This window comes from Corynebacterium sp. (genome assembly GCF_022712195.1).
GTDB lineage: Bacteria > Actinomycetota > Actinomycetes > Mycobacteriales > Mycobacteriaceae > Corynebacterium.
Window position 1 is genome coordinate 70055 of the sequence record NZ_JALAGY010000076.1, and the last position, 17331, is coordinate 87385.

A 17331-nucleotide genomic window follows, 5' to 3' on the forward strand; every position below is an offset into this window, starting at 1 on the left:
CAGGTGACCCTAGAACGGGTCCCCGGCCCTGTCCCCTGTGCCCGTGTGCCCACGCTGCTCATACTCCTCCCAGAAGGCGAGGCTCTCGTCCACGGCGGCGTCCACCACCTCACGTAACCGGTGGATGGTCACAGTGGAACGCGGAACCAGGGAGCCTGCGCCCGAGGAGGTGATCAACCGGTGCGGACAGGCCAACAGCCAGTCTGTCACCGCACGCTCCACCGCACTGTCCGCGGACGGGCAGTAGGCGTTCTCCACGTCGGGGAACCGGGCGCGCCACGGGGCGTCGTCCACCGTCCACGGCGCCGCGTCGTGGCAGCCCTGCCCGTCCGGACCACCACCGACGCCGCCGGGGCCGTCACCGCCGTCACCGCCGTCACCGTCCGGACCCGACTCGCTTCCTGCGAGGTCACTCTGCCGCTGTCGATCGGCCTCCCGGTCCGCGATCCTCGCCTGCAACCCCGCGTGGCGGTCCATCCTGCGCCAGACGGCGTCCATGTGCTCCAGGGTCATCCGTCCGTCGTCGATGGCGGACCAGTACATCTCGGGCATCCTCCACGATAACTCCGAGGCGTGGCGGAAACGGGTGGCGTAGGCGGCGCCCCGGGTACGCACCATCTCAGACACGGCCGCACGCTCCGCCGCCGACCGCCCCCGCAGGCCGCTCTGGGCCATCCTCAGCTCCATCCGGTTGAACGGATAGACCGTGAGCTCCTCGACCGACGGACTGTTCACCGGCTCAGTCACTGGCATGATCAATCTCCCCCTTGACGACTCCCGTGGCCGGCGAGCTCGCCGACCCTCGGTGTCCGACAGTAGCCACGGACATCCCGCCCCCTGCCGGTGAACTCCGGTGAAACTCCGGGAGCCTGTGGACAACACCACCCCTGGGGAGAAGCTACTCCGTGGAGGCCTCCAGGACGCTGCGGTCCCGGTCGTCGAGGAGACCGTCCTGCTCCAGGGCCTCGATCAGCTCCGGACGCACCGCCGCGGTCCGCAGCAGCGACTGGTCCCGACGCCACCGGTCCACCTTCGCGTGGTTGCCTGACAGCAGCACCGCCGGCACCTCCCGGTCCCGCCAGACGCGTGGTTTGGTGTAGCTCGGCCCCTCCAGGAGACCGTCCTGGAACGAGTCCTCCTCATGGCTCCGGCGGTTGCCCAGCACACCGGGGATCAGCCGCACCACAGCCTCCGCCATCACCAGGACCGCGACCTCCCCACCGATCAGCACGTAGTCGCCGAGGGAGACCTCCTCGACCCTGTAGCGTTGCCCGGCGTCCTCGAAGACCCGCTGGTCGATGCCCTCGTAGCGTCCGCAGGCGAAGACCAGCCGCTCCTCCGTCGCCCAGCGCTCGGCGGTCTCCTGGGTGAAGGGCCGCCCGGCCGGTGTCGGCACCACGAGGACCGGCCGGTCGTCTCCCCCACCCGACCGACCGTCCGACGGCACCTCGGCGCCCGGGACGTGCGGGTGGGCGCTGTCGAGCCGGAGGCCGTCCGCCGCAGGGCCGGTGAGCGCGGCGACGTCGTCGAGCGCGGGCCCCCACACCGTCGGCCTCATCACCATGCCCGGCCCCCCGCCGTAGGGGGTGTCGTCCACCGCCTTGTGCACGTCGTGTGTCCACGACCGCAGGTCGTGGACGGCGACGTCGAGGATACCCCGCTCAATCGCCCTGCCGAGCAGGGCATGTCGCAGGGGGTCCAGGTACTCGGGGAAGATGGTGATGACGTCCAGACGCATGGTGGAAGATCCTACCCGAGCTCGAGCAGCCCCTCCGGTGGGGTCAGCACCAGTGCACCGTTGTCCAGGTCGACGATCGGGACGATGGCGTGACGGAACGGGACCAGCACCGTCGACCCCGCCGTCGGCAACGGTGCGTCGGCGTCGACCGCGACCTCGAGCAACGTCCCCGCCGGCCCGTGGGTCACCCCGCTGACCACGCCGATGTCGACCGGCTCCGGGGTGGCGCCCTCGTACGCACGGGCGTTGGCGGTGTCCTCGTCGACCTGCCCGCAGTCCAGGACGCGGAGCCCTTCGAGCCGGTGGTCGTAGAACCCGTCCTCCCCCGGGTCGACGACCGGGTCGCCGAAGAACCGCAGCCCGCGCAGCGAGTCGGCCTCGGTACGGTCCGACACCTCTTCCACCGTGACCAGCAGCCGGCCCTGGTGGGGCCGGGTCGCCGTCACGGTGAGCGTGCGCTCCCTCCCCCGCTGCCGGCCGGTCAGCACGGTGCCCACGGCGAACCGTCCCCCAGGGTCGTCGGTGGTCGGCTCGACCACCAGCTCCCCCCGCACACCGTGCGGCTTGATGACCCGGCCGATCTGGAGTTGTTCAGTACCTGACATGGAGGTCAGAGTACCGCACCGATCTCCCGGACCTAGATGACGCCCTGGGCGGCCATCGCATCGGCGACCTTGCGGAAACCGGCGATGTTGGCGCCGACCACGTAGTCGCCCTCCATCCCGTACTCCGCGGCGGTCTTCGCGGTGGTCCGGAAGATGTTGCCCATGATGTCGCGCAGGCGCTTGTCGGTGTACTCGAAGGACCAGGAGTCACGCGAGGCGTTCTGCTGCATCTCCAGTGCGGAGGTGGCCACACCGCCGGCGTTGGCGGCCTTGCCCGGGGCGAAGTCGATCTTGCGCTTGCTGAACACGCGGATCGCGTCGTGGGTGCAGGGCATGTTCGCGCCCTCGGCGACGTACTTCACGCCGTTGTCGGCGAGCTTCTCGGCGGACTCGCCGTCCAGTTCGTTCTGGGTGGCGCACGGCAGCGCGACGTCCGCCTCGACCTCCCAGACGTTGCCGCCCTTGTGGAAGGTGGCGCCGGTGGCTTCCTTGGCGTAGTCGGCGACGCGGAGGCGACGGACCTCCTTGATGTCCTTGAGAAGCTCGACGTCCACACCGTCCGGGGTGGTGACGTAACCGGAGGAATCAGAGAACGCGACGACGGTGGCACCGAGCTCCTGGGCCTTCTCGATGGCGTAGATCGCCACGTTGCCGGAGCCGGAGACGATGACCTTCGCGTTGTGCAGTCGCTCGCCGCGGGCCGTCATCATCTCCTGGGTGAAGTACACCGCACCGTAGCCGGTGGCCTCCGTGCGCACGAGGGAGCCGCCCCACTGCAGGCCCTTGCCGGTCAGGGTGCCGGACTCGTGACGGCCGACCATACGGCGGTACTGGCCGAAGAGGTAGCCGATCTCGCGGCCACCGACGCCGATGTCGCCGGCGGGGACGTCGATCTTGTCACCAATGTGGCGACCGAGCTCGGTCATGAAGGACTGGCAGAAGCGCATGATCTCCAGGTCGCTGCGCCCCTTGGGATCGAAGTCGGATCCACCCTTGCCGCCACCGATGGGCAGGCCGGTCAGGGAGTTCTTGAAGATCTGTTCGAACCCCAGGAACTTGATGATGCCCAGGTTCACCGACGGGTGGAAACGCAGGCCACCCTTGTACGGGCCGAGCACGGAGTTGAACTGAACCCGGAAACCACGGTTGACGTGGACGTTGCCCTGGTCGTCGACCCACGGGACCCGAAAGATGATCTGGCGCTCCGGCTCGGTGAGACGCTGGATCAGCCCCATGTCCGCGTAGTGGGGATCCTGGCGCAGCACGTGCGTGAGGCTGTCGAGGACCTCGGAGACCGCCTGGTGGAACTCGGGCTCACCTGCATTCCTCTGGAGGATCTGCTCGTAGTAGGTCTTGACTGTGGCATCGACGTCCATCGTGCTCCCTTCGGTGAAAACTTCTGTACCGGCGATATTTTACCTGCCGGATACAGTCCACTTAACAGGATCGCCACATCAGTGACCCATGCCACATCCCCTGACCTGCTTTATTTCGGGGTCGGCCTGCACAGGAAATACCGCCGAAACACCGGCGAAATCTGGCGTCGCCGCGCTCGCCCCTCGCATCCCACCCCCGACGGGCACCCCCTGGCCCGCATATCGTCATCACCATCTCCCCCGGGGTAACCGAAGATATGACGACGCCGCCCCCACCGTCAGTGACGGTGGGGGCGGCGTCGGGGAATGCTCACGTCCGGGCCTCGACGGCCCTACAACGCGCAGGCGGCCGGTGTCCGGGTCACCCGGACCACGCGGCGGACCCGGACCTACTCTGCCTCGGCAGCCTCGTCAGCCTTCTCTTCTTCCTTCTCAGCGGCCTTCTCGGCAGCCTCAGCCTCGGCGGCGGCCTTGGCCTCCGCCTCTTCCTTGGCCTTCCGCTTCTTCTCGGTGATGGCCTCGGCGGTCGGGGCGTCAGCGGCCTCTGCCAGGGCGGCGTTGAAGAGGTCCAGCTTGGAGGCCTTCTCCGGCTGCTGCTTCAGGGTGCCCTCGGCGCCCGGGAGGCCCTTGTGTGCCTGCCAGTCACCGGTGACCTTCAGCAGGGCGAGGACCGGCTCGGTCGGCTGTGCGCCGACGCTCAGCCAGTGGCGTGCACGCTCGGAGTCGATCTTGATGACGGACGGCTCAGCCTTGGGCTCGTAGGTGCCGATGTTCTCGATCACCTTGCCGGAGCGGCGGGTACGGGCGTCGGCGACGACCACGCGGTAGTGCGGGGTACGGATCTTGCCGAGACGCTGGAGCTTGATCTTGACGGCCATGAATGGTCCTCTTTCCTGTTGACGGTCACCGGGCAGTACTGTCACCCGCGACCGGAACCCCACGTCAGTGGAGTACACCGGCGGCGGGCCGGTTCAACCCTTGGATTTATCCTGCGCGTGACCACCGGACGACCGTGGTCGCGATCGGTGTTACGCAGACCGTTTGACACTACAGGCAGGCAGGTCACACGGACAAATCAGCAGGCGACGTCAGCGGCCCTTCCCGAAGTCCAGGTTGTCCATGTCGATGTTCTCGAAACCTTCGGGCATCTGCTGCTGCATCTTCTTCAGGTCGGCCATCGACGGCATTCCACCGCCGCCGGGCATCCCGGGCATACCGCCCATACCCGGCATCCCGGGCATGCCCTGCGGCGCCTTCGGCTGCGACGGCCCCTTCTTCGCGGGCTTGCGCTTGCCGTTCTTGCCCTTGCGGCCCTTGGGCTTCTTCTTCGTCGCAGAACGGCCCATCCCACCGCCCATGCCGAACTGGCCCGCCATCTTGCCCATCATCTTCTTGGCCTCGTGGAACCGGTTCACCAGCTGGTTGATGTCGGCGACGGTGACACCCGAGCCGGCGGCGATCCGCTTACGCCGCGAGGCGTTCAGGATGTTCGGGTTCGCGCGCTCCTCCGGGGTCATGCCCCGGATGATCGCCTGGATACGGTCGAGCTGCTTCTCGTCGACCATGTCCGCCATGTCGTTCATCTGCTTGCCGCCGGGCAGCATCTTGAGCACGTTGCCCAACGGCCCCATCCGGCGGATCATCAGCATCTGGTCGAGGAAGTCCTCCAGCGTGAGTTCACCGGAGGCCATCCTGGCCGCCGAGTCCTCCGCCTTCTTCTGGTCCATGACCTGCTCGGCCTGTTCGATCAGGCTGAGCACGTCGCCCATGCCCAGGATCCGGTTGGCCATCCGGTCCGGGTGGAAGACGTCGAAGTCCCCGAGCTTCTCACCGGTGGAGGCGAAAAGGATCGGCTTCCCGGTGACCTCACGAATCGACAGGGCGGCACCACCACGGGCGTCACCGTCGAGCTTGGTGAGCACCACACCGGTGAAGTCCACGCCGTCGCGGAACGCCTCGGCGGTCGTGACGGCGTCCTGGCCGATCATCGAGTCGATGACGAACAGCACCTCGTCCGGGTTGACCGCGTCCCGGATGTCCCGCGCCTGGGTCATGAGCGTCTCGTCGATGCCGAGACGGCCGGCGGTGTCGATGATGACCACGTCGTGCTTGGTGCGTCGGGCTTCCTCGATACCGGCCTGCGCGACGGCGACGGGATCACCGTGGCTGGTGCCCATCTCGTGGTCCAGGGAGTCCAACGAGGTTCCCGGGTCCGGGGCGAAGGTCGGCACCTCGGCACGTTCGCCGACGATCTGCAGCTGCTGCACGGCGCCGGGCCGCTGCAGGTCACAGGCGACGAGCATCGGGGTGTGCCCCTGCTTGGCCAGGTGCTTGGCGAGCTTTCCTGCCAGCGTGGTCTTACCCGCGCCCTGGAGGCCGGCGAGCATGATCACCGTCGGCGGGTTCTTCGCCAGATTCAGCCGGCGTGTCTCACCGCCGAGGATTCCCTGCAGCTCCTCGTTGACGATCTTGATGACCTGCTGGGCAGGGTTGAGAGCCTCCGAGACGACGACACCGTTGGCCCGTTCCTTGATCCGCTTGATGAAGGCGCGGACGACCGGGAGGGAGACGTCGGCCTCGAGCAGGGCCAGACGGATCTCACGGGCGGTGGCGTTGATGTCCGCCTCGGTCAGCCGCCCCTTCCCGCGCAGGCCCTTGAGGGCACCGGACAAGCGGTCGGACAAGGACTCAAACACAGTGGTAAATCTCCCTCACGCAATGACTTCTGACCCCACCACCGTACCCGGTGCACCCGGACCTGCCTACTACCGGACGTCGCCCGTCGCGATTCCGCGGCGTCAGTGCTTCTGGTGCGCCCGGTCGGCCCGTTCCGTGGCACGCTGGGCGTCGCCCTGCGCGGAGTCGAAGTCGGCGACCTCCTCGAACTCCTGGTCATTGTCGTCGGTGTAGGAGTAGGCGCTCTCGGCGTGCTGGGTGCTGTCGATGCCGGCGTGCTCGTCGTCCCCGGAGATCCTCCAGCCCATCGTGTACTTCAGAGCCAGCCCGATGACGGCGGTCACGACCGCACAGAACACGACCGCGACAAGGGCGATGACGATCTGGACGATGAAGAGCCGGAGACCGTCCGCCCCGCCACCGGTGAGCAGCCCGCGGTCGGTGGCCAGCAGTCCGACACCCATGGTGCCCCAGATACCCGCGACGAGGTGGACACCCACGACGTCCAGCGAGTCGTCGAACCGGAAACGGTACTTCAGGCCCACACCGAGTGCGGCCAGGGCACCGCCGACCGCTCCCAGGACAATGGCCGTGACCGGGGTCAGGTCGCCGGCCGCCGGTGTCACCGACACCAGCCCCGCCACGACACCGGACGCAGCGCCCAGGGAGGTGGTGTGGCCGTCCCGCACCCGTTCCACCAGCAGCCAGCCGAGCATGGCGGCACAGGTCGCCGCGGTGGTGTTGAGCCAGGCCAGACCGGCCTCACCGTTCGCGCCGAACGCGGAGCCGCCGTTGAACCCGAACCAGCCGAACCACAGCAGAGCCGCACCCAGCATGACCAGGGGCAGGTTGTGCGGGCGCGAGCCCTCCTTCATGAAGGTCCGGGACCGTCCGATGATCAGCGCCAGCACCAGGGCCGCCACCCCGGCGTTGATGTGCACGACGGTGCCGCCGGCGAAGTCGATCGGGGCGACCGCGGCCACCGTGCCGTCGTCCCCGGCGGTGGTCCCGAACATCCAGGCAGCCAGACCGTCCTCCCCGTCCGACAGCAGACCGCCGCCCCACACCATGTGCGCCATCGGGAAGTAGGCGAGGGTCGCCCACACCCCGGCGAACACCATCCAGGTGGAGAACTTCACGCGGTTGGCCAGGGAACCGGAGATGATCGCCACGGTGATCACCGCGAAGGTCAGCTGGAACCCGATGTCGATGACGTTGGCGTAGCCCTGGGCACCGGCGATGAAGGCCCCGTCAGCGTCGGTGACGGAGTCCTTCAGGCCGAAGAGCTCGAAAGGGTTCGAGAACAGGCCACCGACGGTCTGGGACCCGTAGGACATCGACCACCCCCACAGCACGTAGATCACCCCGATCAGGCCGAGGGTGCCGAAGGACATCATCATCATGTTCAGGGCGGACTTCTGCCGGGACATGCCGCCGTAGAACAGTGCCAGGGCCGGTGTCATCAGCAGCACCAGCGCAGCGGACATGAGCATCCAGGCCGAGTCGCCTGTGGCTGCCGCCATTTCCTCGGGTGTCATTTCGGGGAACTCCTCAGGGGTTACGTGGGGTCGTCTCCGGCACCTCGCGCCGGTGTCTCACGCCGAGTAGTTAACGTCCCCGATGTTTCGCCTGTTCACACCCCTTGATTTCCTACCCGTGAAAAACACCGCCGCAAGATTACGGCGGTGTTTCGGTGGCGCCCGGTTCCCAGGCACCCGGTGGCGCAGGACTACCCCAGCAGGGCGTCGACGAACCCCTCCACCTCGAAGGGCGCCAGGTCGTCGGCACCCTCACCGAGTCCGACGAGCTTCACCGGTACTCCGAGCTCCTCCTGGACCTGGAAGACGATGCCGCCCTTCGCCGTCCCGTCCAGCTTGGTCAACGCCACACCCGAGATGTCCACTACCTCCCGGAACATCCGGGCCTGAACGAGCCCGTTCTGCCCGACAGTGGCGTCGAGGACCAGGATGACCTCGTCCACCTTGGCCTTCTTCTCGACGACGCGTTTGACCTTGCCGAGCTGGTCCATGAGACCCACGGAGGTGTGCAGGCGCCCGGCGGTGTCGACCAGCACGACGTCGATGCCGTCCTCGACCCCCTTGGCCACGGCGTCGAAGGCGACGGACGCCGGGTCGGCGCCCTCCTTGCCCCGCACGGTGTCCGCGCCGACCCGGCGTCCCCACGTCTCGAGCTGGTCCGCCGCAGCCGCACGGAAGGTGTCCGCGGCGCCGAGGAGGACCGAGTGCCCCATGCCGACGAGCACACGTGAGAGCTTGCCCGTGGTGGTCGTCTTCCCTGTCCCGTTCACGCCGACGACCATGATCACCGCCGGCTTGCCCTCGTAGGGCATGGCGTGGATCGACCGGTCGAGGTCAGGCTTGCACGCGTCGATCAGGCAGGCCCGCAGCAGGGCCCGTGCCTCCGCCTCGCTGGAGACGCCCTGCGCGGTGATGCGCTCACGCAGGTCCTCGACGACAGCGAGAGTGGTCTTGGTGCCGAGATCCGCCATGAGCAGGGTGTCCTCGATTTCCTCCCAGGCGTCCTCGTCGAGGTCGCCGGCTGAGAGGATGCCGAGCACGCCCCGTCCGATGACGTTCTGCGACTTGGCGAGGTTGCCGCGCAGTCGGCCCAGCCTGCCCTCCACCGGGGCGATGTCCTCGACCGGTTCCGGGGCCGGCTCCGCCTCCGGAGTGGGCTCCGCCTCTTCTTCGAGCTCGGGCTCTGGCTCCGGCTCCGGAGTGGGCTCTGGCTCCTCTTCGGGTTCGGGCTCTGTCTCTGTCTCCGGGGTCGGTTCCGGTTCCGGTGTGGGCTCGGGTTCCGGCTCCGGCTCCGGCTCAGCCACTGCCTCGGGTTCAGGAGCTGGCTCGGGCTCAGGCTCAGGCTCAGGCTCAGGGGCCGGTTCAGGCTCCCGCACAGGCTCCGGTGCGGGCGAAGGCTCAGGGACCGGCGGGGTGGCCGGGGCCTCTCCCCCCAGGTCCTGCCCGGGAAGCACCTCCGGCTCCTTCTTCTCCACCCCGGCCGCGGTACCGGCGCTGAAGTTGAATCCGCCCTGGGCCTGGTAGTTCCCGGACGACGGCTTCTTCTCCTCGATCTCCGTCTTCTTCTCGAAGGAGATCTCCTTCTGCTTTCCCCGGCGCAGGCCGAGGACGATGAGGAGAGCGACGATGACAATGACCGCGACGGCGGCTATGACTATCCAGATAATCGGGTCCATGCCACCAGTGAACCAAATGTCGTCCCGCCCGTGTGCCGGAGGGCCGTGATTGCACGTTCCGCATCCGCCGTCACCACGATGCAGGGGAACGTCCCGGGTCTGGAGTCCTCAGCTCACCCGGGCACCCGAAGAGCGACCTGAGCCGTCAAGGTGGCAGCACCCGTGAAGGCCCCGCCACGCTACTCGCTGATCACCGAGTCGATCGCCGCCTCAGAAGCAGCCTCCGAAGCGGCCGCATCGACGGCCCCGCCATCCGCCTCGTCGTCCACTTCGTCGGGTCCGTAGACGCCGAGCACCATCGCATCCGCGGCCACGAGGTCCCCGGTGACCAGGTCCGGGACGATGCGGGCGATCTCCGCCCAGCCCGGGTACGCCGAGGAGAGCTGCCCGGTGGACCCGAGGCGCCCGTGTGCGTGCATCCGGGCGGCGATCGCCAGGATCATGCTGATCACCGGCGTCAGTGCCCACCGGTTGTCCGGGTTGTCGGTGTCGACGTTGTCGAGCTTGTCGAAACGCACCCGGGCGGACGTGTACAGCTGGCGGTTGGTCTGCCGGATTCGCCGCAGCAGTGCCAGTGCCACGCGCAGAAGCCCCGGGTCGGCGAGCACCTGGCCGAGCTCCTCACGGTGCCGGAACGTCTCGAAGACCGCGATCAGCCGCGAGTTCTCCTCCGACAGCGCCCCGGGGACCACCTGCGATCCGGCGAAGAAGGTGCTCAGCACCGCCTCCTGCTGCTCCGGCGAGAGCTGTGCGATCTGCACCGTGGTCGCGTCGATGCAACTGGTCTCCAGGGTGGCGTCGCGCCCGGTCTCCACGGTCTGGGACAGCGGTGCCCCGCCGATGGAGGAGAGCCGCCGGCCGATCTCGCGGCGCGCGGCGGTGTCGTCGTCGTCCGTGGCGGCGAGCTCGCCGAGGATCTCCAGTGCGGCGATCCAGGCGACTCCCGGCCGCGGGTCCGGCGTGGTCGAGCGCAGCGAGGCGTGCACCAGGCCGGACAGGATGAACTGGGCGGGCCGGTCGGTGGACGGGACCAGCGAACGGGACATCGCCCGCAGGGCCTCGCGCGGGTGGCGCGCCAGTGCGGCGTGCATCGCGGCACCGGCGTCTGCGGTGGCCTCCCCGGTCAGCCACCCGGCGAGCACGTCCCACAGGACGGTGAGGACGTCGGTGTCCTCGGGAAGTTCCTCGGAGTCGCCGGCGAGGTAGGCGGCCAGCTGGGTCCACGGGCCGCCGTCGTCGGGACGGGCGTGACCGGGGACGTCCACACGCAAGGCGCCGGGTCCGGGCGAGGCGGCCGGGTGCAGCGGGCTGAACCGGTCACGGTTGTGGAACTGGACGCTCAGTGGGCCGGCGTCGGTGAACTCCGGCGGCAGCTCCGCGACGCCCGCGCTGAAGGACAGCACGCGGGCGGACATCCACGGTGCGGTCAACGGCCACACCCACGCCGGCGAGTCGGTCCGTGGCTCGACGGTCAGTGTGGCGGGCCCGCCGGTGCCGGCCGGGGCCGTGTAGGTCAGTGTGCGTTTCTCCGCGGGCCGCATGGTGACCAGTCGCACGCTGTGGCTGCGTCCGTCGGCGATGAACTCCAGCTCACAGGATCCCTCGGTCAGCTGGGGCAGCGAGGCCTTCACCGAGGACAGCGACACCGACCAGGTCACCTGGTCGACGGTGCCCAGCCGCAGGGTGCGGACAGGGGCGCCGTGACGGTCACGGATGACCAGCCGCGGCGACTCGACCGGGAGGCCCGGGCGGATCCGGAACCGTGCGGCGGAGTTGATCTCCACTGCCGGGGCGGTGAGCGCCTCGGTCCGCCACATCGGGTCCTCCCCGACGAGCGGCAGCTGGAAGCGCAGGCGGGGCGGTTCCACGACGAGGGGCAGGGCGTCTCCGGCGTCGGTCTCTGCGATGACCTGGACGGACTTCTCCTCCGCGGTGATGTCCACCGACTTCGGGATATAGAGCTCCTTGTCGCCGGGGAACAGCGACACGGTCACCGGGGTCAGGCCGGCCGCCAGGCCGAGCCGTGGGCCCGCCGGGGCCTCGATGTCGAGGCCCTCGACGATGGCGAACTCGTGGCGGAAGGACTCGTTACGCGGCCCGCGCAGGCGGACGAGGTACTCGCCGACCCAGGGGGTCTCGTATGCCTCCGGGTCGAAGACGTCGAACATCCCGCCTTCGGCGGGGACCTCCAGCGGCTCCTCCTCGGTGACCTCCTCCCCGGTCTCGTCGGGCCCGGCCCAGGAACTCACCGAGAGGAACCAGATCTCCGGCGCCCCTGACACCGTCGGGGGGAAGACCGCCTGCAGGCTCGAGGCGTGCACGGGCAGTCCGCCGAGGGTCCGGATCGCCGGCAGGACGTCCTCCGGCTCACGGAACCACACACGCTGACGGGCGTCGACACAACGCACCGTCCCCATCGGCGGACGTGCCACGCCGGGGCGGTCGACGTGCAGGGACGTGGCGTCCGAGAGATCGAGGTCGCGGATGACCCACCCGTCCCACGCCTTGACCGGCCACTCCCCCAGCACCGGCAGTTCCCGGTCGGCGACCGGGTCCACGGCCGTGGAGTCCTGAGGGCAGACGACGAGCACGCGTGAGTGGTGCAGGGACACACGGTCGGTGAGTTCCTTGCCGCGACGGGTGAAGACCATGACCGGGTCGGCGTCGTCGACCACAGGCAGCACCCAGGACTCTCCGTGGGTGAGGTCACGCACGCCGATCTCGCGGACCGGGCGGCGGACAGGCAGGTCAAGGGTCTCGGTGACCGGACGGCCCGGCGCGTCGGAACGGCGGGTGCGGAAGCCGGCGGGTCGGCCGTCGACGTCGACGTGCCAGCGGACCTCTCCCGCTGCGGCGTCGTTCTCCGTGCCGCCGGAGGTGCCTGTTACCCCCGTGGACCCTGTGACCCCTGCGCCGTCGCCCCCTCCGTCGGCGTCCCCGGCACCGCGGACGGTCTCCAGGGGCTGTTCGGGGAGGCGCAGGACGACGCGCTGACGGGCGAGGTCGAGGGCCAGACGCGGACGGTCCTCACGGGTGCCCACCCCCACGCGGTGGCGCCGTGCCGTCGTCCCGGCGGGACGTTCACGCAGTTCCTCGATGACGTCCTCGAGCACCAGGGGCACCACGCGTGCCTCCTCGCCGGCGTCTGCCAGGGTGTTGACCCAGTGGTCGGGGTGTTCGGCGGCGAGCTGGACGACCCTCACCACAGGGGTGATCAGCCGGACCGCCAGGTCCGGCAGTGCGGCGCACAGGGGCCCTGCCTGGAGAGACTCCTCGGCGAGGATCGCCACCACCGCGGCCGCCTCCTCTGCGGGGGTGGGCAGGGCGTCGTCGGCGAGCCGGCGGGTGTCGATGAGCTCGATGAGCTCCGGGACCCAGTCGGTGGCGATGCCGACGTGGGCGAAGAGCCGTCCCTTGTCGCCGTCGGAGCCGGCGGCCGCGGCGTCCATGGGGTCGAGGCCGGCACGGGTCAGGATCTCGGCGTAGTCGATCAGGGCGACTCGTTCCGGGGTCGGCTCCAGGCCCAGGCCGGACCAGAACTCGGACTCGAGCTCCCCGACGACGTTGAGCCGTGCGGCGCGGAACAGCAGCGTGGTCGCGGTCAGGGCCGGGCAGGTCCGCAGCAGGGCGTCCTCGTCGGCCCCGGCACGGACCTGCCGGGAGAGGAACTCCCCGAAGAATATGGTGATGCGTTCCAGTTCGTCTCCGGTGATGTCGAGGTCCACGAAGACTGCGGGGTCACCGCTCAGTTCGCTCAGGCGTCGGGCAAGGTCGATCTGCGTGCTGGACGCCCAGGCGAGGAGATTGTCGGACAGGTCGGCGATGGGCCCCTGTGAGGGGCTCTGTGCGGGGCTCGAGGTGTTGCTCACGTCGAGCCATTCTAGGTGGGGTCGACAGGTTCGGCTGGTTTGGGGTCCATGCGTTGGGAGATCACCCTCGTGACCCCGTCGCCGCGCATGGTCACCCCGTACAGGACGTTGGCGACGTCCATGGTCGGCTTCTGGTGCGTGATGACGATGAGCTGCGAATCCTCACGGAGTTCCTCGAACAGGGCGATGAGCCGACGCAGGTTCACGTCGTCCAGCGCGGCCTCCACCTCGTCCATGACGTAGAAGGGACTGGGCCGGGCACGGAAGATCGCGACGAGCAGGGCCAGGGCGGTGAGCGACTTCTCCCCGCCGGAGAGCAGGGAGAGTCTCTTGACCTTCTTGCCCGGCGGCCGGGCCTCGACCTCGATACCGGTGGTGAGCATGTCGTCGGGGTCGGTGAGGATCAGGCGGCCTGCCCCTCCGGGGAACAGTGTGGCGAACACCCGGGGGAACTCGTCCTCGACGTCGTTCCAGGCCTCGGTGAACAGCGCGAGGATGGTGTCGTCGACGTCCTTGATCACCCCTTCGAGGTCGTTGCGGGCCTTCTCGACGTCGTCGAGCTGGGTGGCCAGGAAGCGGTGGCGTTCCTCGAGAGCGGAGTACTCCTCGAGTGCCAGGGGGTTGACCTTGCCCAGGGAGCGCAGGGACTTCTCGGCGGCCTTGAGCTCGCGGGTGGCCTCGTCACGGTCGAAGTCCTCTCCGGGGGCCTCCTCCAGCAGCTGGGCGGCGGTCATGCCGAGCTGGTCCATGGCCTGCTCCAGGGCTTGTTCGATGCGAAGCTGCGCCTGGCTGCGGGCGATCTCGGCGGTGTGGGCGGTGTTGGTGAGGTGGTTGAGTCGCAGGGTCAGGGTGTTGACCTTGTCCTTGCGTTCGTTCAGGGCCGCCTGCCACCGGCGGTGTGCCTCGTCGGTGCGGGCACGGGTGTTCTCCGCACGCTGCAGTGCGTCTCGGATCCGCAGGTCGACGCGACGGGCCTGTTCGGCGACGACGCGGGCGCGTTCACGGGCGGCCCGGCGTTTCGCCGCGGCGCGGTTGAACTGTTCCCGGGCCGCGGCCTCCTGGCGTGCCTGGCGTCGCAGGGCGTCCGCCCGACCCCGGTGGTTGCCGGCGCGTTCCTCGGCGGTGCGCAGCGCCAGCCTCGCCTCCATCTCCATGGCGCGGGCCTGGGCGAGTGCCTGTGAAGTGGCGTCGCGTTCGGCGGTGGACGGCTCGTCGGAGGTGCCGTCGGTCTCACCGTCGGCGTCGAGTCTGGCGAGCCGGTCGGCGATCTCGTCGGCCTCGGCGGCGAGGGCGTCGCGCCGTTTCTCGGCCTCGTCCCGCTGGGCGACGGCCTTGTCGAGGAGCCGTCGTGCCTGCCCGGCGGTGCGTTCGGCGGCCTCGACGCGCTGCCGGGCCGCGGTGAGGCGGGTGCGGTGGTCGCGCACGGCGGCGGTGGCCCCGGCGGCGGAGGTGCGCAGTTCCTCCGCGGCCTGTTCAGCACCACGGAGGGTGGCCTGCAGGTCGGCCAGTTCCGAGGTGCGTGCGTCGATCTCCGCGGTGGCCTGGTCGATCCTCGCGGACAGCTCCACCGGGGTGGTGCCGCCGGATCCGGCCGCGACCCATCCCGCGCCGACGACGACTCCGGCCGGGGTCACGGCGCGCAGCCGGGGGTCCGCGTAGACGACGCGGCGGCCTTCGGCGACGTCGGCGACGGCGACGACGTCGACGAGCAGTGCCGTGACCGCGGGCACGACGGCGTCGGCGACGTCGACGTGGTCAAGCAGCCAGTCGGCCGGGCCGTCGCCGCTGTCGAGGCGCCAGGACTCGCCGGCGGCACCGGCACCGTCGCCGGCCAGGAGCACGGTACGCCCTTCAGCCGCGTCGACGAGGGCGTCGACTAGCGTGTCTATCGTGTCGGCGTCTTCCCCGGCGAGTCCCGTGGGCAGCACCGCGGCCACGGCCCTCTCCCAGCCGTCACGGACGGTGAGCAGTTCTGCCAGCGGCCGCAACGGGTCCAGTCCCCTGTCCTCGGCGGCGCGCACGGCGACTGCGGCGCCGTCCGACGGGCGCAGCCGGTCCCGCCACGCCTCCACTGAGGCCTCCAGTGAGGCGATGGTGCGCTCCAGGTCGCGTTCGGCGGCGCGCAGCTCGGCGACCCGGTGTTCGGCGACGGTGGACTCCTCGGCCGCGCGTTCTGCGGCGTCCTCCAGTCCGGAGCCCCGGTTCTGAAGGTCGGCGAGGGCGTCGGCGGCGTCGGCCTCCTCCGTCCCGGTGGTGGCCTCCAGCGACTCTCGCTGTTCCTCGACCGACTGCTCCAGTCGGGCGATCTCCTCCTCCGCGGCGGCGCGGCGTTGCTCGATCGACTCCTGCTGTGCCAGCAGCCGCACGATGCCCTCCCGGCGGTCGGCGATCGCCCGGACCTGGGCCAGGTGCTCCTGCTCCGCCGCGCGGGCGGCCTCGTCGCGGGCGGCGACGTCGTCACGGATGCTCTCCAGGCGTTCGGTGGCGACCTCGACCTCCTCGTCGAGCAGCGCCTGCTCCTCCTCCGCCTGTTCAGCGCGGGCGGTGAGTTCCTCGGGGTCCTGGCCGGTCCAGGTGCCGTCGGCGCCGGAGTCCTGTGCACGGTCGGAGGCGATCCGCAGGGTGGCGGCGTTCTTCTCGGCGACGGTGGACAGCCGGAACCACAGGGACTTCGCCGACTCCGCCTCCTCCAGGGCGGTGCGCAGCTCCTCCTCGGTGGTCGCCAGCTCGCCCGTGTGCTCCTCGAGCGCGGAGCGCTGCTCGGCGATGTCGGCCTCCAGGACGCTGGCCTGGGCGTCGGCGTCGTTGAGTTCGTCGGAGAGCCGGCGGACCTTGTCGGCGGTGAGCAGCAGCCGGTTGGACCGTATGGTGGCCTGGACCTGCTCGGCGCGTTGGGCAGCCTCTGCCTGGCGGGCCAGCGGTTTGAGCTGTTTGGCCAGTTCGTCGGTGAGGTCGTGCAGGCGGTCGAGGTTGCCCTGCATGGAGACGAGTTTGCGTTGCGCCTTCTCCTTACGGCGCCGGTGCTTGAGCACGCCGGCGGCTTCCTCGATGTAGGCGCGCCGCTCCTCGGGACGGGACTCCAGGATCTGGGCCAGGCGGCCCTGGCCGACGATCACGTGCATCTCGCGGCCGATGCCGGAGTCGGAGAGCAGCTCCTGGATGTCCATCAACCGGGCCTTGGAACCGTTGATCTCGTACTCGCTGGCACCGTCCCGGAACATCCGGCGGGTCACCGAGACCTCGGTGTAGTCGATGGGCAGGGCGCCGTCGGCGTTGTCGATGGTCAGGGTGACCTCGGCGCGGCCGAGTGCCTTGCGGTCGCCGGCCCCGGCGAAGATGACGTCCTCCATCTTGCCGCCGCGCAGTGTCTTCGCCCCCTGCTCCCCCATCACCCAGGCGAGTGCGTCGACGACGTTCGACTTGCCCGATCCGTTCGGCCCGACGACCGCGCAGATACCCGGTTCGAGTTTCAGGGTCGTCGCCGACGCGAAGGACTTGAAACCCTTCAGGGTCAACGACTTGAGGTGCATGGGCGTGGATTTTACCTCAGCGGGTGTCGAACCCCGTGTAGTCGCCACGCGGCCCCGTCACCGAATCCACCACGTGGTCCACGTGCCCGGGGGTGTCCCCGGAGCGCAACCAGTCCAGCAGGGCGCCAGTGGCGTCCCCGGACCCCTCGGCGACCACCAGCACCCGTCCGTCGGGGTAGTTGGACGCGAAGCCGACGAGGCCGAGTTCCAGTGCCTTCGACCGCGTCGCCCAGCGGAAGCCGACCCCCTGGACCAGTCCGTGGACCCACGCGGTCAGGCGCGTGGTCGGGGCGTCGGTGTGCTGTGCGCGGCCGGTCATGGGG

General features: G+C 69.6%; 11 protein-coding genes. All 11 read right to left on the reverse strand.

The window, feature by feature from the left end:
• Positions 1-9: 9 nt before the first annotated feature.
• Positions 10-753 (reverse strand): hypothetical protein, encoded by a 744-nt coding sequence (locus tag Q0A34_RS10115; RefSeq protein ID WP_291479871.1) that lies wholly within the window; start codon positions 751-753, stop codon positions 10-12.
• A 145-nt stretch (positions 754-898) separates the two neighbouring features.
• Positions 899-1738: a tRNA (guanosine(37)-N1)-methyltransferase TrmD gene (gene trmD, locus Q0A34_RS10120; protein WP_291479872.1), complete on the reverse strand. Its 840-nt coding sequence runs from the start codon at positions 1736-1738 to the stop codon at positions 899-901.
• 11 nt (positions 1739-1749) lie between these two features.
• The gene (gene rimM, locus Q0A34_RS10125) at positions 1750-2343 is read right to left on the reverse strand and encodes a ribosome maturation factor RimM (RefSeq protein ID WP_291479873.1); all 594 of its coding nucleotides are present in this window, start codon (positions 2341-2343) and stop codon (positions 1750-1752) included.
• A gap of 32 nt (positions 2344-2375) precedes the next feature.
• Positions 2376-3719 carry an NADP-specific glutamate dehydrogenase gene (gene gdhA / locus Q0A34_RS10130; RefSeq protein WP_291479874.1) on the reverse strand — a complete coding sequence of 448 codons (1344 nt, stop codon included), beginning with the start codon at positions 3717-3719 and terminating at the stop codon, positions 2376-2378.
• A 389-nt stretch (positions 3720-4108) separates the two neighbouring features.
• On the reverse strand, positions 4109-4597 hold the full coding sequence (gene rpsP, locus Q0A34_RS10135; protein ID WP_291479875.1) for a 30S ribosomal protein S16: 489 nt from the start codon (positions 4595-4597) through the stop codon (positions 4109-4111).
• 210 nt (positions 4598-4807) lie between these two features.
• Positions 4808-6415 (reverse strand): signal recognition particle protein, encoded by a 1608-nt coding sequence (gene ffh, locus Q0A34_RS10140; RefSeq protein ID WP_291479876.1) that lies wholly within the window; start codon positions 6413-6415, stop codon positions 4808-4810.
• A gap of 102 nt (positions 6416-6517) precedes the next feature.
• On the reverse strand, positions 6518-7933 hold the full coding sequence (locus Q0A34_RS10145; protein WP_291479877.1) for an ammonium transporter: 1416 nt from the start codon (positions 7931-7933) through the stop codon (positions 6518-6520).
• Between the two features lie 191 nt (positions 7934-8124).
• The gene (gene ftsY / locus Q0A34_RS10150) at positions 8125-9609 is read right to left on the reverse strand and encodes a signal recognition particle-docking protein FtsY (protein WP_291479878.1); all 1485 of its coding nucleotides are present in this window, start codon (positions 9607-9609) and stop codon (positions 8125-8127) included.
• Between the two features lie 179 nt (positions 9610-9788).
• Complete coding sequence (locus Q0A34_RS10155) at positions 9789-13478, reverse strand: hypothetical protein (RefSeq protein WP_291479879.1); 3690 nt, start codon at positions 13476-13478, stop codon at positions 9789-9791.
• Between the two features lie 11 nt (positions 13479-13489).
• Positions 13490-17008, reverse strand: a complete 3519-nt coding sequence (gene smc, locus Q0A34_RS10160; RefSeq protein ID WP_291479880.1) for a chromosome segregation protein SMC — start codon at positions 17006-17008, stop codon at positions 13490-13492.
• A 16-nt stretch (positions 17009-17024) separates the two neighbouring features.
• The gene (locus Q0A34_RS10165; protein ID WP_291479881.1) at positions 17025-17327 is read right to left on the reverse strand and encodes an acylphosphatase; all 303 of its coding nucleotides are present in this window, start codon (positions 17325-17327) and stop codon (positions 17025-17027) included.
• Between the last annotated feature and the right edge of the window lie 4 nt (positions 17328-17331).